The 21,239-nt window shown below is 63.3% G+C and carries 18 protein-coding genes; 7 read left to right on the forward strand and 11 right to left on the reverse strand.

Features of this window, described 5'->3' with window-relative positions; all coding sequences use genetic code 11:
- Positions 1-3: 3 nt before the first annotated feature.
- A complete protein-coding gene (locus tag LVD10_RS03925; protein ID WP_237061955.1) occupies positions 4-3,393 on the reverse strand; it encodes a hybrid sensor histidine kinase/response regulator in 3,390 nt (1,129 codons plus the stop codon).
- Between the two features lie 234 nt (positions 3,394-3,627).
- On the opposite strand from LVD10_RS03925, the gene LVD10_RS03930 reads away from it, so the two are divergent.
- Entirely contained in the window at positions 3,628-5,835 is a 2,208-nt protein-coding gene (locus LVD10_RS03930) for a TonB-dependent receptor (RefSeq protein ID WP_232939899.1), read from the forward strand.
- Positions 5,836-6,483: 648 nt separating this feature from the next.
- On the opposite strand, the gene LVD10_RS03935 is transcribed toward LVD10_RS03930, so the two are convergent.
- Together LVD10_RS03935 and pyk are read right to left on the reverse strand one after the other, a co-directional pair.
- Positions 6,484-6,996: a hypothetical protein gene (locus LVD10_RS03935; RefSeq protein ID WP_237061964.1), complete on the reverse strand. Its 513-nt coding sequence runs from the start codon at positions 6,994-6,996 to the stop codon at positions 6,484-6,486.
- Between the two features lie 86 nt (positions 6,997-7,082).
- Positions 7,083-8,519, reverse strand: a complete 1,437-nt coding sequence (gene pyk, locus LVD10_RS03940) for a pyruvate kinase (RefSeq protein WP_237061966.1) — start codon at positions 8,517-8,519, stop codon at positions 7,083-7,085.
- A 184-nt stretch (positions 8,520-8,703) separates the two neighbouring features.
- Here pyk and LVD10_RS03945 point away from each other — a divergent pair, with 184 nt between their 5' ends.
- Positions 8,704-9,177: an META domain-containing protein gene (locus LVD10_RS03945; RefSeq protein ID WP_232939904.1), complete on the forward strand. Its 474-nt coding sequence runs from the start codon at positions 8,704-8,706 to the stop codon at positions 9,175-9,177.
- A 185-nt stretch (positions 9,178-9,362) separates the two neighbouring features.
- Complete coding sequence (locus tag LVD10_RS03950; RefSeq protein ID WP_237061968.1) at positions 9,363-9,854, forward strand: META domain-containing protein; 492 nt, start codon at positions 9,363-9,365, stop codon at positions 9,852-9,854.
- 516 nt (positions 9,855-10,370) lie between these two features.
- On the opposite strand, the gene smrA is transcribed toward LVD10_RS03950, so the two are convergent.
- The 6 genes from smrA to LVD10_RS03980 all read right to left on the reverse strand — a co-directional run bounded on the left by smrA (position 10,371) and on the right by LVD10_RS03980 (position 13,882).
- Positions 10,371-10,958: a DNA endonuclease SmrA gene (smrA, locus tag LVD10_RS03955; RefSeq protein WP_232939908.1), complete on the reverse strand. Its 588-nt coding sequence runs from the start codon at positions 10,956-10,958 to the stop codon at positions 10,371-10,373.
- Positions 10,959-10,978: 20 nt separating this feature from the next.
- Positions 10,979-11,845, reverse strand: a complete 867-nt coding sequence (locus LVD10_RS03960; RefSeq protein WP_232939910.1) for an SDR family oxidoreductase — start codon at positions 11,843-11,845, stop codon at positions 10,979-10,981.
- A 47-nt stretch (positions 11,846-11,892) separates the two neighbouring features.
- Positions 11,893-12,330: an acyl-CoA thioesterase gene (locus tag LVD10_RS03965; RefSeq protein WP_232939912.1), complete on the reverse strand. Its 438-nt coding sequence runs from the start codon at positions 12,328-12,330 to the stop codon at positions 11,893-11,895.
- Between the two features lie 125 nt (positions 12,331-12,455).
- Positions 12,456-12,956 carry a protein-export chaperone SecB gene (gene secB / locus LVD10_RS03970; RefSeq protein ID WP_232939914.1) on the reverse strand — a complete coding sequence of 167 codons (501 nt, stop codon included), beginning with the start codon at positions 12,954-12,956 and terminating at the stop codon, positions 12,456-12,458.
- Positions 12,957-13,172: 216 nt separating this feature from the next.
- Positions 13,173-13,427, reverse strand: a complete 255-nt coding sequence (grxC, locus tag LVD10_RS03975) for a glutaredoxin 3 (RefSeq protein ID WP_232939916.1) — start codon at positions 13,425-13,427, stop codon at positions 13,173-13,175.
- A gap of 44 nt (positions 13,428-13,471) precedes the next feature.
- Positions 13,472-13,882: a rhodanese-like domain-containing protein gene (locus tag LVD10_RS03980; protein WP_232939918.1), complete on the reverse strand. Its 411-nt coding sequence runs from the start codon at positions 13,880-13,882 to the stop codon at positions 13,472-13,474.
- A 230-nt stretch (positions 13,883-14,112) separates the two neighbouring features.
- Between LVD10_RS03980 and gpmI the strand changes: the two genes are divergently transcribed.
- The 4 genes from gpmI to LVD10_RS04000 all read left to right on the forward strand — a co-directional run bounded on the left by gpmI (position 14,113) and on the right by LVD10_RS04000 (position 18,983).
- Positions 14,113-15,651: a 2,3-bisphosphoglycerate-independent phosphoglycerate mutase gene (gene gpmI / locus LVD10_RS03985; RefSeq protein WP_237061970.1), complete on the forward strand. Its 1,539-nt coding sequence runs from the start codon at positions 14,113-14,115 to the stop codon at positions 15,649-15,651.
- Complete coding sequence (locus tag LVD10_RS03990) at positions 15,648-16,775, forward strand: murein hydrolase activator EnvC family protein (protein ID WP_232939922.1); 1,128 nt, start codon at positions 15,648-15,650, stop codon at positions 16,773-16,775. Before gpmI ends, LVD10_RS03990 begins: the two co-directional genes overlap by 4 nt.
- Positions 16,776-17,265: 490 nt before the next feature.
- On the forward strand, positions 17,266-18,618 hold the full coding sequence (locus LVD10_RS03995; RefSeq protein WP_305080368.1) for a S41 family peptidase: 1,353 nt from the start codon (positions 17,266-17,268) through the stop codon (positions 18,616-18,618).
- Between the two features lie 74 nt (positions 18,619-18,692).
- Positions 18,693-18,983, forward strand: a complete 291-nt coding sequence (locus LVD10_RS04000; protein WP_232939923.1) for a DUF6316 family protein — start codon at positions 18,693-18,695, stop codon at positions 18,981-18,983.
- A 51-nt stretch (positions 18,984-19,034) separates the two neighbouring features.
- Here LVD10_RS04000 and LVD10_RS04005 read toward each other — a convergent pair whose 3' ends face one another.
- Positions 19,035-19,616, reverse strand: coding sequence for an HdeD family acid-resistance protein (locus tag LVD10_RS04005; protein WP_232939924.1), 582 nt, complete (start codon positions 19,614-19,616; stop codon positions 19,035-19,037).
- 289 nt (positions 19,617-19,905) lie between these two features.
- Entirely contained in the window at positions 19,906-21,219 is a 1,314-nt protein-coding gene (aptA, locus tag LVD10_RS04010; protein ID WP_232939925.1) for an omega-aminotransferase AptA, read from the reverse strand.
- Between the last annotated feature and the right edge of the window lie 20 nt (positions 21,220-21,239).

The following is a 21,239-nucleotide window of genomic DNA, read 5'->3' on the forward strand; positions in this document are numbered from 1 at the left end:
CCGCTATACGACCTTGGTCGCAGGGCCCTCGCCGACCGCCCCCGCCAGGTCGCGCTGGCGCGCCTGCAACAGGGCCCGCAATGCTGCCGGGCGCAGGGGTTTCTGCAGGAACTGCCAGCCGCGCTGCTGGGCACTGGCCTTCACGGTATCGGTATTTTCCGCGGAAATGATCACGCAGGGCACGGTGGTGCCCCAGTACTCCATCAGCTCCCGCGCCAGGGCGATCCCGTCGCATTCGTCGTCCAGGTGGAAGTCCATCAGCAACAGGTCCGGTTGCGCCATGGCCAGCGCCTCTTCGCGGCCCAGGGCGCAGCGCAGCTGGCAACCCCAGCCGCCCAGCAGCGCCTGCATCGCCTCGAGGATGGCGGGTTCATTGTCCACGCACAGCACATCCAGGTTGAGGCTGCGACCCGCGGGGCGCGCCGCAGCCGGGATCACCTGGCCACCGGTGACCGGTTGCGCCTGGGGCAACAGCACCCGGAAAACGCTGCCATGCCCGGGGGCGGAGGACAGGCTGATGGGCGATTCCAGCAACCGGCACAGGCGCTCCACCGTGGCCAGGCCCAGGCCATAGCCATGCTCGCGCTCGACGCCACCGAGACGACAGAACTCGCGGAAAATATCCCGCTGCTGCGAGGCCTCGATACCACTGCCGGTATCCCACACTTCCAGCGAGACGCCGCTGCCGCGACGGCGCACCGCCAGCAGCACACCACCCTCACGGGTGTACTTCACCGCGTTGTCGAGCAGGTTCTGCACCACCCGCCGCAGCATTTTCTCATCGGTATGTACCCAGGCATCGCTGGGGCGATAGCGCAGCTGGATACCGCGAGCCTCGGCGGCCAGGCGCGCCTGGGCCACCGCGTCGTCGAGAATCCGGTCCAGCGGCACCGGCTGGATCTTCGGGTGAATGTCCCCGGCGTCCATACGCGCAATCTGCAGCATATCGGTGATCAGCTGTTCCGCCGCGGCCAGGGCGCTGTCGGCCCGGGTCAACAGGCGACGGCTGTCCTGGTCCAGCTGGCGCGCGGAGAGGGCATCGAGGAACAGGCGGCCGGCATTGAGCGGCTGCACCAGGTCGTGGCTGGCCGCTGCCAGGAACCGGGTCTTGCCGGCACTGGCGGCGTGCAGCTCGCTGTTGAGCTGCTCCAGCTCGGCGGTGCGCGCCGTCACCTTCTGCTCCAGGGAATCCCGCACCTCGGTGAGTTCCGCCAGCGCATTCTGGTAATCGGAAACGTCGGTGTAAGTGGTTACAAACCCGCCGCCCGGTAACGGGTTGCCGCGGATCTCCAGTACCGTGCCATCAGTGCGGTGCCGCTGTACACGGTAGGCCGTGCCCGCACGCAGGTGGTCGACGCGCTTCTGTACATGCATCTCCACCGCCCCCGGCCCGCACTCGCCGCGACTGGCGTTGTAGCGCACCAGTTCGGCCACCGGCTGGCCCACATAGATCATTTCCTGCGGATAGCGGAACAGCTCCACATAGCGCCGGTTCCAGGCCACCAGGTTGAGGTTGGCATCCACCACCGAGATGCCCTGGTCGATATTGTCGATGCTGCTCTGCAGCAGGCCGCGGCCAAACTGGTAGATGGCCGAGGCCTGCTCCAGTGTCTGCGCGCCATCCTCGCTGCCCAGCGGCTGGCGCACCAGGCGCCGGGCACTGGTGGAGCCGACGATCCCGGCCAGGATCTTCTCCACCGTTTCCCGATAGACGTCTGCGGTGGACTCGGTTATCCCGGGACCGGCCGCACCCGGCGCACCGGTTTCAATACCGCTGAAGGTGCGGGCGGCGGCATCGTCACCGACAAACCGCGCCAGCAGGGCCCGCAGCCGCTCCCGGTCCACCGGCACCTCGGCGCCGCCGCGATGCAGCGGTCGCCAGCGGTCCAGCAGCACCGACACCAGCAGCAGCACCAGCATATTCAGGCCCAGGCCGAACAGGGCGGCAATCGACAGCGGGTTCCAGGCCAGTCCCAGCGCCGCGGATACCAGGTCATTCCCGCCCAGGGCCGCCGGCAGCGCCGACAGGGACCAGACGGCGGCACCAACTGCGAGGCCGGCCACCACGCCGCCGGCGCGCAGGCGCGGCCAGTGCCCCGGCCAGCACACGGCCGCCAGCATCGAGGGTGCCAGCTGGGCCACCAGCGCCAGGGACAGCAGGCCAAAGGTACCCAGCCGCACGCCGGCGTCCATGATCTCGTTGAAACCAAAGGCGGCCAGCATGATCACCGCAATGATGACCCGCCGCACCCGCCGCAGGTCGGAGCCCAGTGCGCCCTGGCCGGCAGCGCCCGCCTGAGCCCGCAGGCGCTGCAGCCAGAAAGGCACCACCAGCGTATTGGCAATCATGGTGGACAGGGCGATGGTGGCGATGATCACCATGCTGGAACCGGCCGAGAGCCCGCCCACGAACGCGAACAGGGCCAGCGCCGGCGAGCCGCTCTGCAGGGGAATGCCGAGCACGAAGCGCTCCGGGTTGGCCTGGCTGTCCGGCAGCCACAACAGGCCACCGTAACCCACCACCAGGATGGCGGCGGACAGGATCCCCAGGTAGAGGGGGATCAGCTTGCGCACCGGGCCTATATCCCGCTCGCTGTCACTCTCGATCATCAGGATATGGAACTGTCGGGGCAGGCAGAACATGGCGGCCATCCCCAGCACCACCACCGCCAGGAAGCCGGTGTCCGCGGGCCGCTGGCTCTCCAGGCGCGCCGCGCGCTCACTGGTCAGCGCCTCGCGCACCAGGTCCGCCGCACCGTCGTAGGCACCACCCAGCACGAACCAGGCCACCGCCGCGATCGCGCCGATCTTCACCAGTGCCTCGAAGGCCACCGCCAGCAACATGCCATTGCGGTGCTCGCTGCTGTTGATATGGCGGGTGCCGAACAGCAGGGCGAAGGCGCCGAGGGTGACACTGACCAGCCCGGTCACCACGGAGGAATTGAGCTCCCCGCTGTCCCCAAGGAACAGGAAACTGTCCGCAACGGCACGTAACTGCAGGGCCAGGTAGGGCAGAATGGCCACGAGGGCGAGCACTGCGACCGCCGCCGCGAGCCAGGCCGAACCGCCGAACTGCGCGCTGATAAAGTCGGCAATGGAGGTTGAGCCCTGCTGCTTGGACAGCCTGACAAACCGGGCCAGCAGCGGCGCGCCGAAAACCAGCATCAGGGTGGCACCGACAAATGTGGGCGGCACCAGCCAGCCTTCCTCCACCGCCTGCGCCGGGGTACCGAAGAACATCCAGGCACTGGTGTAGGTACCGGCCAGGGCGAGCATCAGTGGCTTGAACGGGCGGATACGCGCCGCCGGCAGGCGGTCACCCCAGAAGGCAATGGCAAACAGGAGCAGCAGGTAGGCCAGGGCCACGGCTGCCAGTGTGGTCAGGCTAAACAAACGCGCACACCTAATCGTTTTTGTTTATTCTTTTTAACTGCCCGCGCTGGGCGGGCAGTTGCGACCGCGGGGTATTCCCGCCGGTTTCGTCAAACCTTACCCCAGCCAGTGACAGTTGTCCTCCACCCGCAGCTGTAACCGCGTCATACCTTGGTCTAACAGGCAAGTGGGCCATGAGCGGATACAGTGGAACCATCGATAAAAACCATAAATTGGTGAATGGAGAGTGCCACGATGAGAGCAATAAAATTCCACCCCCTGGCCGCCGGCGTCATGCTGGCCTGCGGCGCCACCTTCAGCTACGCCCAACAGCCGGCGCTGGAGGAAGTCACCGTGACCGCGCAGAAGCGTGAGCAGTCCCTGCAGGAAGTTCCGGTGGCCGTGACCGCGATCAGCGAAGACGTGCTGATGCAGAACGGCGTCAGCGACCTGACCGATATCCAGAAGCTGTCCCCGAACACCACCCTGCAGGCCAGCCGCGGCACCAACTCTACCCTGACTGCCTATATCCGCGGCATCGGCCAGCAGGATCCGCTGTGGGGCTTCGAGCCGGGTGTTGGTATCTACGTGGATGACGTTTACCTGGCTCGCCCACAGGGCGCTGTACTGGACATCCTCGACGTTGAGCGCGTGGAAGTCCTGCGCGGCCCGCAGGGTACCCTGTACGGCAAGAACACCATCGGTGGTGCGGTCAAATACGTCACCAAGAAGATGACCGGTGACCCGACCCTCCGTGTCAGCGGCGCCCTGGGCAGCTACAGCCAGACCGACCTGAAAGTGGCCGGCTCCACCGCCATCGCCGACGGCGTCTACCTGGGTGGCGCCATCGCCAGCTTCCAGCGCGACGGCTATGGCGAGAACGTCATCACCGGGGACGAGCAGTACAACAAAGACGTGGTCAGTGCCCGGGCAGCCCTGGAACTCAACCCGTCGGACGACCTCTGGGTGCGTATTGCCGCAGACCAGACCACAGACAAATCCGCACCCAAGCACGGCCATCGCTTTGCCCCGGGCCTGGCTGGCGAGCCGGTGCTCGATAGCGTCTACGACACCCAGTCCAACATGCTGTACGACAACCTAGTGGAAACCAGCGGTGCTTCTGTTACCGCCGAGTGGGACGTCTCTGACAGTGTCACCCTCAAGTCCACCACTGCCTACCGCCAGGGTGAGACCGAGACCGCCATCGACTTCGACAGTGTCAATCGCCCGGACTTCGATGTGCCGGCCTACTACGAGGACGACCAGACCTCGCAGGAATTCCAGCTGAACTGGACCGGTACCAACTCCGACCTGGTAACCGGCATTTACTACTACACCGGTACCGCCGCCGGTGCCTTTGACGCAGTACTGGGTTACCTGAACCTCAACCCGGACCCCGCCAACCCGATTCTTCCGGTAGGCCTGACCCAACAGGTTGCCGGTTCCGTTGATACCACCAGCCTGTCGGCCTACGCCCACTACAACTGGAGCTTTGCTGCCGACTGGAACCTGAGCCTCGGCGGTCGCTACACCCGCGACGAGAAAGATGCAGAAGTATTCAAGGGCAACTTTGCCGGCACCTACAGCCCGCTGTTCGCCAACAAGTACAAACCCGGCGGCGACCCGGCGATCTTCCTTGGCGCCCTGACCGACTATGAAAACAGTGACAGCTGGGGTGAGTTCACCCCGCATATCGGCATCGACCACCAGATCGACGACGACACCATGGTCTACGCGACCTATAGCGCTGGCTTCAAGAGTGGCGGTTTCGACATGCGTGGCGATGCCAGCCAGCTGCCGTCAACTGTTGACGGCTTTGACCCGGAGACCGTCGATACCTATGAATTCGGTGTGAAATCGGATCTCTTCGACAATCGCCTGCGCCTGAACGCCGCCGCATTCCGCGCTGACTACAAAGATATGCAGGTAACTGTTCAGCAGTTCGTCGAGGGTGGTGGCTTTGCCAGTGCCGTGCTGAACGCCGGTGAGGCCCGGATCCAGGGCCTTGAACTGGAAGCAACGCTCGCCATGACTGACAACCTCATGGCCAACCTGGCCCTGGGTTACGCTGATACTGAATTCCTGGAATTCATCACCGGCGGCGTGGACGTATCCGATCAGCGCGACCTGCAGAACACCCCGGATACCACCGCGATGTTCCAGCTGAACTATTCCCTGCCCTTCCAGAGCGGTGCGGAACTGGTCATCAACCCGACCATCTCCTACCGTGCCGATACGCAGATTTTCGAAACACCCAGCCTGCTGGACCAGGAGGCCTATACCCTGGTGGACATGACAGCCACCTACTACAGCCCGGACAGCAGCTGGCAGCTGGGCCTGGTGGGCAAAAACCTGGCCGATGAGGAATACCGCATCGCCGGTTACGCCTTCGGCGGGCCATTCGATACCGGGTTCTACGGTGCCCCGCGCACCATCGCCCTGACCGGCAGCTACAACTTCTAACCTTTCTTCTCACAGGAACTTTTCTCTCGGGGGAGCCGGATTGCTCCCCACGCTCCTTGAGCATACGACTTGCCGCGCTCCTTTCGGAGCGCGGCTTTTTTGTTTCTGTACCTCCCGTCCATCCTGGCACCGACGCTTACCGATATCCTGCCTTCCGGGTGATTACATACGATTTCCTAGCAGGGGCGGGCCTTGCGTCCGCCCGGCCGGCTACTGGGAAAATATCACCTGCAGTGGGTTGGCCACGGGATCGCGGGCTGTGCAGGAAAAGGGCGGACACGAGGTCCGCCCCTACAGGTTTGACGAAAGACCCGGCTGATGTGATCGGCGTGGCTTTGCACAAATTGGCGCCGCAAGCCTCACATTGACACCTGGTTCCCCTAGGCTGTCAGGAGATGCATTGTTTTTCCGACTGAAAACCCGAAAACACGAGGTATCTGCGGTGCAGAAATTAGGTTGTATTCTGCTAGCAGTGGCCTTGGCGACAGGAGTTGCCGGTTGTGCCAGCACGACCGCGCCCGAGGGATCCCCCAGAGCACTGAGCCTGAACGGCCAGAAATTTCACTGTGTGGAACAGGAGCTGGAAACCAAAACGCTGGTGCGTTGCGTGCGCTCGTAAACCGGTCGCGCCGGTGCAGGCACTCCAGGCTACTGGTCCGGCTCGCATTGCATACCGACCAGGAAGACCGGTAACTGGCGCTTGCCCGCGTAGCCGATAAAACCGCCCGGCTCTTTCAGGAAGAAAAACCAGCCGGCGCGATCATTGCGACAGGCAAATACCCTGGTGCCCACCAGCTTTTGCCAGTGCCCGGGGCCGGCAAGCCTGAGGATCTCGCGGGCCCGCGCTTCGCTGTCGATGGTCCTGGCAATACCGGAACACTGCTCGAAGATCGGCTTGCCATCGAAAAGCACCTGCGTTTCCTCGGTATACAGGTTACGTAACTGGAAGCGACTGCCCTCACGGAAGAAGGCCGCAGCCAGGCGCCTGTGGGAGGCATCGCTGGCGATTACACCTACCGCCGGGTCTCCCTGGCAGGAGAGTGAAGTATGCCCGGCGGGCTTCGCTACCGGTGCACCGGGGGAAGCGCACCCGCCTGATATTGCAATTGTTACTGCGAAAGTGGCGAGCACGCCGGCCCGCACGATATTTCTGTTCAGCATTGCTGCGCCAGTTTCTGCTATTGCCCGGTACAGCCCTAACTATACGATTTCCCCCTCGGGTAATGAAAGCCGCCCGGGCATCGGTATTACTCCACCTGCATAATACGCAATGTATCGGTACTGCCACCGACGTCCTGGTGGTAACCGCGGGAGACCAGTGCAAAATCCCCGGGCTTCAGGAACCCTCGCTGCTTGAGGTGGCGGATTGCCTGTTCATCCCGGGCCATCGCATCCAACCCCTCGACCTGCATGTGTACCGGATCCACCCCCCGGTAAAGTGCCACCCGGTTACAGGAAGACTGGTGCCGGCAGAAGGCAAAGATGGGAATATCCGCGCGCACACGCGACATCAGCAGGGCAGTGTTGCCGGTTTCGGTCTGGCAGATAATGGCCTTGATATCCCGGCAGTGGTTGGCGATGGTCATCGCCGCCATGGCGATGCACTCGTCGCCGGCGGGATAATTATCCTGCATGACCCGGGGCGGCCGGCGCAGGACCCGGTGCTTTTCGGCCCCCAGGATCACCTCGGCCATATGCTCGACGGTATCCACCGGGTAATCCCCCGCCGCGGTTTCCGCCGACAGCATTACAGCATCAGTGCCGTCCAGCACCGCATTGGCCACGTCGCACACTTCGGCACGGGTGGGCACCGGGCTGGAGATCATCGATTCCATCATCTGGGTGGCAGTGATTACCACCCGGTTCAGGTAGCGGGCGCGCTTGATCAGGTATTTCTGCACCCCCATCAGTTCGGCGTCGCCAATCTCAACTGCAAGGTCGCCCCGGGCCACCATGACTGCATCACTGGCCAGGATCAGCCGATCCAGGTTTTCCTCGTCCGCTACCGCTTCGGCGCGCTCGATCTTGGCGACGATATGCGCCTGCCCGCCGGCGGTGCGCAGCAGCTGCCGCGCCTGCTGGATATCATCGGCATCGCGGGGAAAGGACACCGCCAGGTAATCGACCTCCAGCTGCGCCGCCAGCTCGATATCGCGGCGATCCTTGGTGGTCAGTGCCGGCGCGGTAAGCCCGCCACCGAGCTTGTTGATGCCCTTGTTGTTCGACAACCAGCCACCCACCTCGACCCGGGTGTGCACCACATTGTCGACCACGGTTTCTACCGCAAGGCGCAGGCGCCCGTCGTCCAGTAACAGGATATCGCCCGGGGCGCAGTCGGCGGCCAGCTCCCGGTAGTCCACCGATACGCCAGTGCCATTACCGCCCCCAGACTGCCATTGTGGATCCAGGGTGAAGGCAGTGCCCTTTTCCAGGTGAGCCCGGCCTTCACTGAATCGCCCCACCCGGATCTTCGGACCCTGCAGGTCCCCGAGTACAGCCACATGCCGCCCCTGCCGTGCTGCTTCGGCGCGGACCTCATCGGCGCGGCGGCGGTGGTCGCTGTCCTGGCCGTGGGAAAAGTTGAGACGCACGGTATCCACACCGGCGCTGATCAGGTGTGCGAGCACGTCGGCCTTGTCGGTAGCCGGGCCGAGTGTCGCGACAATTTTTGTACGTCTGAACATGGTGAAGCCGGGATCCCTTGGTTCCAGTTCCATTCCAGCTGGGGGCGTGTAACACCCTGTAAGCATAGCTTGTCGCCGAAATCATCCGGACCGGCGGCAGTGGCATCGGGCAGGGACTAAGCTTGGCCATGGGCGCAGGGAAGTTGCGCCGCCTTTTTGCATGCGAGCATGGAGCGATACGGTTATGAGTAGACTGGCGCAATTATGGCTGGCGGGACTGGCCATTGTGGTGACCGGTTGTATCGGCATCGGCACAGACGAACCCCAGGTGACCCAGAGTGCCGGCAGCCTCGGCAGTGTCTGCGGTAACCGGTGGGAACTCAAGCGCCTGCGCCTCAATGGTGACATGGTGTCGGTCGAGGATACCGGCCGCTTCACTTTCCTGTGCAACCGGGAAGGCAACGTGATGGGCAAGAGCGGCATCAACACCTACCGCGGCTCCCTGCAGATTACCGATAACGGGCTGATCCTCTGGGACACTTCCAGCTTTGCATCCACCAAGATGGCCGGGCCGGAGCCACTGATGCAGCAGGAAAACCAGTTCCTGCGCGCGCTGGCCGGCACCCGCCAGGCTTTTACCAAGTCCGGAGGCAACCGCCTGATCCTGCGCGACCCGCCGGGGGATATCTACATCGAGTTCGTCAAGGCGGAAATCTGACCCCCACAAACCCTGACGTGTAATCACACTGATAGATCCCGTCACCTTCAGTCCTGCAAAGTGCTGTGACGGGGTACTGTCCTTAACCGGGCCACAGTCTTGAACTGGGTCACAGTCTTGAACTGGGACACAGTAACCCAGGCCGATATTCGCTTAAATACCGGAAAAACAACGAGTTTCCCGATATGGTGAATCCCCGCCTGCCAATACTGACCGCCTGCCTGCTGACCCTTGCCAGCGCCCTGCACGGCTGTGGCCTGGCGGGCAGCGAGGATATGGCAGGGAGCCTGGAACCACGCTCTCTCTGCGGGCAACCCTGGCTACTGAAAAGCCTGAAGGTGGATGGCCGGGAGCATCGCACTGGCCTGCTGTGGCGCAAGCTGATGCGGGAGCGCCCCTACTTCACCTGCGATGCACTGGGGTATGTTCGTGGTAACTCCGGTTCCAACCCCTACACTGGCCGCCTGTCCCGCTCCGGCGACCAGCTTTCCTGGCCGAAAGCCCCCGCGGTTGCCCCGATGATCGACCTTCGCGACAGCAGCGAACTGGAGCAGGATTTCCTGCTGGCCCTGCCGCAGACCGAGCAACTGTCGTTCGATGGCGAGCTGTTGATTCTCGAGGGAGCTGCAGGCGCAACCAGGCTGGAATTCCAGCCCGCGGAAACCCCGCCACCCTGAACCCGCGCGGACGGTTACCTGGCCAATACCGGGGAATAAAAAGAAAGCGGCCCGCAGTGGGCCGCAAGCGCGATTTACGCAATCAAGATGATGAGAGAAGATCAACGAAGCCTGCACCACCCACACGACCTTGACGGTGCGGCCGGTCAGCCATTCGCTGGAAAGGGATGATAGGCCGGAAACATTACAAACAAATTAAATCCCCTGAAAACTCCCTGCCCACATACGCCCAGCTCTTTATTTTTCCCAGAATCTCTCCCAGGTAAATATTTATCGTGGACAGGTTCCCGCTGTACCTGAACATATCAGGATCACGGCCTGTGCCGGCGATCATAAAGGGGGTTAGCCATGTGAGGAAAAGGGCGGACACAAGGTCCGCCCCTCCAGCTACGGTGGCAATGGATCGAGGCGTGTCTGTGGCCCCACCACGAAAGGGCAAGGAAATTCGGCCTGGGGTTTACCCGCACTGCCCGCAGGGGCGGACTTTGTGCCCGCCCGGCGCCGGGGGGAAGGGCTTTACTTGCGGCGCTGGTGACGCTCCAGGTTGTCCTGGCGCTTGCGCTCGCTCTTGCGCAGCAACACATAGGTCGCCCCCAGGCCACCATGCTGCTTCTGCGCGCTGTGGAATGCCAGCACCTCGGGCAACTGTGGCAGCCAGGCGTTAACACAGCTTTTCAGCAGCGCCGGCTGCTTGCGCCCCTCGCCCTTGCCGTGGGTAACCAGGGCGCAGCGCACGTCAGCTTCCAGGCAGTCGCGCACAAATTCGAACAGTGCCCGGCGGGCCATCTCCACCGTGTGCCGGTGCAGGTCAAGGCGGGCATCCACGCGGTACTTGCCCAGGCGCAGGTTGCGGTAAACGCCGTTCTGTACGCCATCGCGCTTGAACTCCAGCGGATCCCAGGGATCCACCGGCTCCACGAACTCCCCCCCCAGCGGGTTCAGTTCGCGTGCGGTTTCCGCAGTGGCGGCCTCGCGACGCGCCTGCCGGTTTACCCGGTTGCGCGGGTCATCCTTCCTGAGCGCGACCTTGCGCTCCTGCTCGATCGGGCGCACGTCTCCCAGCTCGCCCAGCGCATCCTGAAACAGGTTATTGTCAGTCGTCATCTTACCTCCCCCACGACGGCTTACGGATCCAGGAACAGGTCCAGGGCCAGGTTGGCCGCATTGTCCGGATTGTGCGCGTAATCCGTAAAATCACTTACCCCGCGCTCCCCCAGCAGCTCCTCATCGATAACCTGCCGGCCGCTCAGGGCCATGTTTTCCGTCACCAGGATTTCGTAGGCGGCATCAGCCATTACCGCCGGCTTGCGGCTCTGCTGGAACATCTCGCGGTTGCCCACCGCAAACTCGATCGCCGCAGTCGCCACCAGGGTGCGCGGCCACAGGGTTGCAACACTGATACCGGCTTCGTGCAGCTCCTCGGCCAGGCCCATGCTGAGGATGGTCATACCAAACTTGGACAGGGCGTAGGGCGCAAACGGCCCCAGCCACTGCGGCTGCAGGTTGATCGGCGGCGACAGGCTGAGGATATGGCCGCAGCTGGATTTCTTCAGGTAGGGAATCGCCAGGTGGGCGGTCAGGTAAACCGCGCGGCTGTTGACCGTCTGCATCAGGTCATAGCGCTTGGGCGAGGTGGACTCCACATTGGTGAGATTGATGGCACCGGCATTATTGACCACCGCATCGATGCCACCAAAAGTATCCGCGGCCTGCGCCATGGCTTCAGCCACCTGGTCTTCCTCGCGCACATCCACCTTGAGCGCCAGCGCCTTGCCGCCTGCCGCCTCCACCTCGGCCGCCACCGAATGGATGGTACCGGGCAGCTTGGGGTGTGGCTCATCGGACTTCGCCGCAATCACGATATTGGCACCGTCAGCGGCGCACTTGAGCGCGATGGCGCGCCCGATACCGCGGCTGGCGCCGGTGATGAAAAGAGTCCGGCCCTTGAGGGCACCGGTGTTATCCGTCAGGGTGACAAACTCTTCAGTCATGATCCTTCTCCACTGGCTGTAATCGGTTATTACATCGGGGAGGCGCCCTACTCGTCAGTCACCACCGCCGGGGTATAGATCTCACGGAACTCCGCCGGCATGCGCCGCGGCCGGCCCGAGGACAATTCAATGCACACCATCTGCCACTGGGCCCGCAGGACCAGCGCGCTGTCGGCAGCGCGGAACACCTGGAAGCGACGGGTCATATTGAGTCGCCCGTCCACCCTGGTCAGCCAGGTGCCAAACAGCAGCTCGTCGCCCTCCCTCGCCGCCAGTATATAGTCGTACTCGGCGTGACGAATTGCCATTCCCCGGTCGAGAGCCTGGTAATGAGTGACATCCAGCCCCAGTTCCACACTGTGGTTCCAGCCGGCGCGCTCGCACCAGCGGACGTACTCCGCATTGTTGGCGTGGTGCAGGCCATCGACATGCACGGCCTCCACCGTGACCGGCCAGACAAACGGCCGTGGTAAATCCCAGTCCATCCTTATCTCCCCGGGGCAATTGCCGCCAGACTACCACTCTCTGGCGGCCCGGCAAGCCGGTGGCAACCCAAAACGAAAAAAGGCCCCGGTTGGGGCCTTTTCGCTGGGCGGGAAGTTTCCGCCTATCAGGCTTCCGCTTTTTCCTCGGAACCCTGCTCTGCCTGCTGCTGCGCCTGCTGCATGGCGGCAGAGAACAGCGCGTCGAAGTTGATCGGCGGCAGCATCAGGGCCGGGAAGGAACCCTTGGTAACCACGTTGTCGACCACTTCGCGGGCGTACGGGAAGAGGATCTGCGGGCAGGCAGTGTTCAGTGCCTGTGCCAGCTGCTGGCCTTCCAGCCCGGTGATGCCGAACAGGCCGGCCTGCTGTACTTCCACCAGGAAGGCGGTCTCGTCTTCCAGCTTGACGGTGATCGTCAGGGTCAGCGCCACTTCGTACAGATCGTCTTCGATCTTGGCGGTCTTGGTGTTCAGTTCCTGGTTAACCTGCGGTTTCCACTGTTTCTTGAAAACCTCAGCCCCCATCGGGGTCTCGAAGGACAGGTCCTTCAGGTAGATGCGCTGCATCTGGAATTGTACGTTGGAAGCCTCTGCGTTTGCCGCTGCGCCGTTTTGTTCTTCAGCCATGTCACTGCCTGTTCTTTATGCTCAATGGTTTATCTCTATGCCTTCCCTGAGAAAGACTCCTTGTATGGGTCTTTCAATGGGGCCTGCGAATGCCATTTCAAGGCCATAAATTGACGTTCGGGGTGACAATCCCGCCAGGGGCGGAACCGGCACCTGGATGATCCGCTGCCAGCCATCCGCTGACGCTAGCAGGCGCAGGTGAGCGGGTGATGCCCCTCAGGCCCGCAGCAACCGGTCCAGCTCGCCGCTGCGCTCCGCAGCCATCAGCTCGTCACAGCCACCCACATGCTCGTCACCGACCCAGATCTGCGGCACCGTCCGGGCACCGGCCCGGGCGGTCATCTCGGCGCGCTTCTGCGGGTTGCCGTCCACGGGAATCTCGCGGTAGGGCACCTGCTTGCGATCCAGCAGGTACTTGGCGCGCACACAGAAAGGACAGAAGCGGGTGGTGTAGATGGTTACTTCTTGCATGTCGGGTACCACTCAGTCGATCGACGCACCGGGGCGCCGTGCCACTAGCCCTTGACCAGCGGCAGGTTCTGGTTGCTCCACTCGGACATACCGCCCTGCAGGCGACGCACCTGGAAGCCGCGCGCTTTCAGCTGGCGCCCCACGGCGCCCGCATGCTGGCCGATCTTGTCCGCCACGATCAGCGGCTTGTCCTTGAGCTTCTCCAGCTCGCCGATGCGGTCCGCCACTTCACTATGGGGGATATTCAGCGCATCGACGATATGTCCGGCACGGAACTCAGCCTTATCGCGCACATCCAGCACCTGTGCGCCATCCACGTTGATCAATCGGGTCACTTCGTGCACCGAGGCCGGCGTGCCGGCCCGGAAGCGCTCGCTGAAGGCAAACGCGTATAACAGGATCACCAGCAGGCTGACCAGCAGCCACTGCTCACTCATAAAGACGAAGAAGTCCAATTCGTCCCCCTATCTTCTTGTCTTGTTTTTGCTCGTCCCGCCGGCGCCATGGCGCCGGCACCGAATATCCGGCTCCGGCCCCGTGGGACCGGAGAGGGCGGGAGTATACACCATTGTGAGTAAATCTTAACCAGATCTTCGGGATGCAATACCTGACCCCGGGCCGCCAAACAGGTTAAAATCCGCGTCCTTATCTCGTTCGACCAACAAACTACAGGAACCCGCACACCATGCCCTCGACCCATCGTCCCCTGGTCCTGCTGATCCTGGACGGCTTCGGCCACAGTGACACCACTGAGCACAACGCCATTTCTGCGGCGAACTCCCCGGTATGGGATCGGATCTGGGCCGAACAGCCGAAAACCCTGATCCAGACCTCGGGCATGGCAGTGGGCCTGCCGGAAGGCCAGATGGGCAACTCGGAAGTGGGCCATATGACCCTCGGGGCCGGCCGGGTCGTGTACCAGAACTTCACCCGCATCAACAAGGCGATCGAGGACGGCGACTTCTTCCGCAACCCGGCCTACACCGCAGCCGTGGACAAGGCGATCGCCAACGACGGCGCCGTGCACATCATGGGCCTGTTGTCCGAGGGCGGCGTGCACAGCCACGAGGACCACATCGTGGCCATGGTGACCCTGGCAGCCCAGCGCGGCGCCAAACGGATTTACCTGCACGCCTTCCTCGACGGCCGCGATACCCCGCCGCGCAGCGCCAGGCCCTCGCTGGAGCGCCTCACGCAGGTCTGCGACTCGGTGGGCAACGCCCGCATTGCCACCCTGGCCGGGCGCTACTTCGCCATGGACCGCGACCAGCGCTGGGACCGCACCCAGTCCGTGTACGACATGCTCACCCTGGGCGTGGCCGCGCACAGTGCCCCGGACGCCATGGCGGGCCTGGATGCCGCCTATGAGCGCGGCGAGAACGACGAGTTCGTAGCCCCCACCCTGGTGGGCGATGCCGCGCCGATTGCCGACGGCGACGCACTGGTATTCATGAACTTCCGCCCCGACCGCGCGCGCCAGCTGACGCGCGCATTCACCGAGGCGGATTTTGACGGCTTCGAGCGCCAGTCCACGCCCAGGCTGGCAGACTTCGTCATGACCACCGAGTACGCGGCCGACATCCAGGCCAGCTGTGCCTTCCCGCCGGAAAAGCTGGTCAATTCGTTTGGCGAGTACCTGGCCGCGCAGGGCAAGCGCCAGCTGCGTATTGCCGAGACGGAAAAGTACGCCCACGTCACATTCTTCTTCAGCGGTGGCCGCGAGGAACCGTACGAGGGCGAGGTACGGGAACTGATCAAGTCACCGAATGTCGCTACCTATGACCTGCAGCCGGAGATGAGCGCGCCGGAAGTCACCGACAAGCTGGTGGCAGCCATCGACAGTGGCGACTACGATGCGATCATCTGCAACTACGCCAACGGCGACATGGTGGGCCATACCGGCGTGTTCGAGGCGGCAGTCAAGGCTGTCGAGGCCCTGGACACCTGCGTTAGCCGCGTGGTGGATGCGGCACTGGCCGCCGGGGGCGAGGTACTGATCACCGCCGACCACGGCAATGTCGAGGAAATGTTCGACGCCGGCTCCGGCCAGGTCAGCACCCAGCACTCGACCCTGCCGGTGCCCTTCGTCTACGTCGGCAAGCGCGATGTCAGCCTGCGCGACGGCGGCAGCCTGGCGGACGTGGCCCCGACCATGCTGGCCCTGATGGGGCTGCAGCAGCCGGAAGAAATGACTGGAAAAAACCTGGTGCAATTCAAAGCATGAAGTTACTGGTAATTGTTTTCGCCACCCTGCTGGCACTGCCGGCGTTCGCCCAGAGCGAGCAGGAACAGCAGGAGCGGCTGCGGGAAATCAAGCAACGTATCGAGTCGCTGCAGGAAGAGCTGAACCAGGTCCGCAGCGAGCGCGACCAGTTGCTCAAGGACCTGGAGCGTAACGAGCGCGATATTTCCGAACTGCACAAGCGCATCGACAAGATCAAGAACGACATGCGCAGTCGCACCGACAAGCTGAAGGAATTGAAGGAAGAACAGCAGCAGCTGGAAGAATCGCGACGAAGTATGCAGCGGCGGGTCGAGCAGGAAGTCGCCGCCGCTTACCGACTCGGCAGACAGGAGCAGGTCAAGCTGCTCCTCAACCAGCAAGACCCGCAGCACATCGCCCGCCAGCTCCGCTACCACGAATACTTCCTCCAAGAACGCAGCCGCGTTATCGACGACTACCTCGAAACCCTCACCAATCTCGACACCGTCAGCACCAGTATTCGGCACGAGCGTGACACGCTTGACGCAGAGCGAAAGCAACTGGAAGACCGCGAGCAACAGCTGGTCAGTGCGCAGCGCTCGCGCCAGGCGACGCTCGACAAGCTGGCCGCGCGACTGGCCGACAAGAGTGGTGAACTGAAACAGTTGCAGGGTGACCGCAGCCGCCTGCAGCGGCTGGTGGATGAAGTGGGCCGGGCCATCGCGGCACTGGTCAACCCCGAGGACCAGATGCCCTTTGCCAAACAGCGCGGCCGCATGCAGTGGCCGGCCCAGGGCCGCCGCGCCAACGCCTTTGGCCAGCGCCGCAACAATGGCATCACCTGGAAGGGCGTTACCATCCGCGCCGGCGAGGGCACACCGGTACGGGCGATTCACCGCGGCCGCGTGGTCTTTTCCGATTACCTGCGCGGCCAGGGCATGCTGGTGATCCTCGATCACGGCGACGGCTACATGAGCCTTTACGCCCATAACCAGTCGCTAACCCGCAGCCTGGGCGAGTGGGTGGAGCGCGGTGAGACCATTGCACGGGTGGGCAACAGCGGCGGGCTGGAATACAGCGGCGTCTATTTCGAAATCCGCCACCGCGGCAAACCGCAGGACCCCACGGTTTGGTGCCGGGGATAATTATCCCCGCAGAGTCCTCCCTGCCCCGCCGTTAGCCTGCCGCACCACCAGCCAGTTTCCCCATCCCGGCGCGGGCCGGGATTCGCATACCCCGATAACAACCTGATCCGGTGACTTCCCGCCGAAAACATAACCGTGTCGCGGATCGAATCCCGTGTGCCGGCCCGGCGGCGCAGCGGTGAATACATGAATAACACAGACTGGAAAGTCCAGCCGCAGGGCCCCACCGGGCTTTCGATGACGCGCGCACTTTTTGTCTATCATCGCGATAACCGCGCTTTCCTGAGCCCGGCAAAAAGGCAATGAAAAGCGCGCTTCAGGGCGGGGCAGAAAGCGGGCCGCTGCATCGAACCGCTTTCGGCGCCCGTGTCAGCAAGTGGCACTCCGTTTTTGCACACGGTTGAGTGTCGCGCCAACTTGAAAACTCTGCCAGCCGCCGCGGTCTACACTTTTGCAAAGAAGCGAGCAATAAGGCAGAGGTCCCGACGTTATGTTCAAACCCAAGGCGCTGACCACCTTCCTGGGCGCAGCCGCTCTCACCGCCCTGCCTCTGATGGGGCTCAGCGAGGGGGACCCGGCCGAACAGGTGATACCCTCCGCCACTACACGCCTGCCCCTGGAAGACCTGCGCAGCTTTGCCAAGGTGTTCGAACAGATACGCCAGGGATATATCGAGGAAGTGGATGACAGCACCCTGCTGGAATATGCCATTCGCGGCATGCTCCAGGGCCTGGACCCACACTCGTCCTACCTCGACCGCGAATCGTTTGACGACCTGCAGGCCAATACCACCGGCGAGTTTGCCGGCCTGGGTATCGAGGTGGGGATCGAGAACGAGCATATCACCGTAATCACTCCCATGGACGACACACCAGCGGCGCGCGCCGGGCTCAAGGCCGGCGACGTGATATTGCGCCTCGCCGGCAAGTCCCTCAAGGGACTGAGCCTGGATGAGGCAGTCGAGCGTATGCGTGGACCGCGGGGCAGCTCCGTGACCCTGACCATTGCCCGCAAGGGCTACAAGCAACCCTTCGATGTCACCCTCAAGCGCGATACCGTGCGCGTGCGCAGTGTCCGCAGCAAAGTGCTGGACGAGGGTTACGGTTACCTGCGCATCAGCCAGTTCCAGCTGGACACCGGCACCGATGTGATGCGGGAAATCCGCAAGCTGCAGGACAAGGGTAAACTGAAAGGACTGGTGCTGGACCTGCGCAATAATCCCGGCGGGGTGCTGCAGTCATCCGTGGAAGTGGCCGATGCCTTCCTCGAGGAAGGGCTGGTGGTCTACACCGAGGGTCGCAGCGAATCCGCCAACCTGAGTTACTCCGCAGAACCCGGCGACCTCACCGACGGTGTGCCGCTGGTAGTGCTGATCAACGACGGCTCCGCCTCTGCCGCAGAGATTGTCGCCGGCGCGCTGCAGGATCATCGCCGCGCGGTGGTCATGGGCACAGACAGCTTCGGCAAGGGCTCGGTGCAGACCGTGATCCCGATCAACAATGAGCGCGCGATCAAACTCACCACCGCGCTCTACTTCACCCCCAATGGCCGCTCCATCCAGGCCCAGGGCATTACACCGGATATTGTCGTCGAGCGGGTCAAGGTGACGCGCATGGAGGGCCCCGCGCGCACCACCGAGGCGGACCTGGCGGGCCACCTGGGTAACGGCAACGGTGGCGAGGACCGCACAGCGGCCGATCGCCAGCGCGAGAAGGCCGGCCGCGAACTGTGGTATGCGGACGACAACCAGATTTTCGAGGCCCTGAATGTCCTCAAGGGCCTGAATCTCTACGCGGTGCGCTACCGCGAGCAGGAACCGAGGGTAGCCAAAGCCGGGCGCTAGCCAGCGCCTGGCAGCAGTACCTCAGGCAGTCTGAAACCGGCGCAGGGTAGCGGTCGGTTTCCAGGAGGGTCGACATGCACCAGCATCGCGCCGGTGAAACCGGCCGCGGCATCCCGCCGCGATCGGACCGTTTCTACAAGCTCGGGGACGACTGGTATTTCCAGGTACGCGGTGGGCGGTGCTTCGGCCCCTACCCATGCCGCGCGGAAGCCGAGCAGGCGGTACAGCATTTCTTCGGCACCGGCAGGGACTCCCGCACTAACCCCTACGCCGCCTGCGGCCGTAAAACCGGCCCGGGCGCAGTCGTGCATCCGTTTGGCAGCCAGCGCGCAAGACGCTGGCACCGCTTCAATCGCCGGGACTGATCCAGGCGCTTCGGGGTCCTGTCGCCAGCACCGGTTTCCGGCATCTTGCCGTCAGGCCGCCGCCCGGCCATATTTGCGCAACCGGAGCGCCAGCCAGATCTCCAGCAGGCCGAAGGCAATGGCATAGCCAGCAATTACCCACAGCAGTGCCAGCGCCCCCGCACCGGGACTCACCAGTACCGCAATTCCAAAAATCACCGACAACAGGCCGGAGGCGATCAGCAACCATTCCTGCTGTATTTCCTGGCGCAGGCGGATGGCCCCGATTACCTCGAATACCCCGCGCACCAGTGCCCAGCTGCCAATAAAGATCATCAGCACCAGTCCGGTCACCTGCGGATAGATAAAGGTCGCGATACCCGCCGCAACACTCACCAGCCCGGCAATGATCAGCCACCACAGGGGCGTGGATTCATGCCGTCCCAGCACCGCCGCCACCAACGCGAGGAAACCGTCGGCGAAGACAAAGGCCCCGAACAGGATCACCAGAGTCAGCAGTGACAGCCCCGGCCAGATAAAGGCGAGGATACCGAAGAGCACCGCGCAGACCCCGCGCAGGAGCAGCACCCACCAGTTCTCGGTGAGTACCCGCAGTACCGGGCGTGTGGCCATGGTAGTGGTTTCATAGTCCATGGAATGGTCTCCCTCTGGGACATTGATACTCACAGATTGTAGTGCGGGAGCATATCTGTCCAAAGTGACCGGGGAGCGGCTATCGTGATAAAGAGGATGGGGACAGGAAACTGCCCGGGACAACCGGACACAGGCGCGGCCCGGGAATCGCGATCACCAGCCGACTCTGCAAACGCCTGGATCGCGACACCGGGCCGCATTAAGGGCCTGCTAACAGGCCCTCTTTCAGTGTAGGCAATGGCGACAGGAAGCGGGCAAAGCCCGCCTGTCGCCAAAAGCCCGTTGGCCGTTACGCCAGGGACTGGATCACACCGCGCAGTTTCTCGACGATGGTGTCGATCTGGTGCTCCTCGATGATCAGGGGCGGGGACATGCACAGGGCATCGCCGATGCCGCGCGCCATCACACCCGCATCCCAGGCCGCCATGGAAGCCTTGCCGCCGAACTTGCCCTTGAGCTCCGCCGGCGCGCGCAGCTCGATCGCGCCCACCAGGCCGTAGTTGCGCACATCGATCACATTGTCCAGGTCCGCCAGGCTGTGCAGGGCATTTTCCCAGTGTTTGCCGATATCGCCCGAGGCGCGGGTCAGCAGGCCCTCGCGCTCGTAGATATCCAGGGTCGCCATGCCCGCGGCACAGGCCACCGGGTGGGCGGAATAGGTGTAGCCGTGGAAGAACTCCACCATGCCCTCGGGGGCGGCGTTCATCACTGTGTTGTAGATATGGTCGTGCACGAACACCGCACCCAGCGGTACGGCGGCATTGGTAATGCCCTTGGCCGAGGTAATCATGTCCGGGGTCACGTCCCACTCAATGGACGCAAACGCGGAACCGGTGCGGCCCCAGCCGGAGATCACCTCATCGAAAATCAGCAGCAGGTCGTGCTGGTCGCAGATCTCGCGGATGCGCTTCAGGTAGCCCTTGGGCGGCAGCACCACACCGCCGGCGCCGGAGAAGGGCTCGACAATCACCGCGGCGATCTGGTCGGCGCCGTGGAAGGCCACCAGCCGCTCCAGGTCCTCCGCCAGTTCCACGCCGTGCTCCGGCAGGCCGCGACTGAAGGCATTGCGCTCGATATCCAGGGTATGGCGCATATGGTTGGCCTTCACCGGCTGGCCAAAACTCTGGTAGTTGGGTGCGATACCGCCCACGGAAATGCCGCCGAAGTTCACCCCGTGGTAACCCTTCTCGCGACCAATAAACATGGTGCGGGTACCCTTGCCGCGGGCGCGCTGGTACTGCAGCGCAATCTTCAGGGCACTCTCCACAGCCTCGGAACCGGAATTGCCGAAGAATACCCGGTTGAGTCCGTCCGGCGTGTACTGCACCAGCCGGTTGGCATATTCAAAACTCAGTTCGTGGCCGAAGTTGAAGATGGAGCTGTAATCCAGCTTCTTCGCCTGCTGGTGGATCGCGTCGGCAATCTCGGTGCGGCAGTGGCCCGCGTTGGAACACCACAGGCCGGCGGTCGCGTCGATAATCTGGCGGCCATCCTTCTCCATCAGGTAAATACCCTCGGCGCGCTCGACAATACGCGGCGCCGCCTTGAAGGAGCGATTCGGGGTGAATGGCATCCAGAATGCATCACTGTTCATTTCGGACATAGTCTTTACTCCGGGTTTTC

It is taken from the genome of Microbulbifer zhoushanensis, assembly GCF_021729055.1.
Classification (GTDB): domain Bacteria; phylum Pseudomonadota; class Gammaproteobacteria; order Pseudomonadales; family Cellvibrionaceae; genus Microbulbifer; species Microbulbifer zhoushanensis.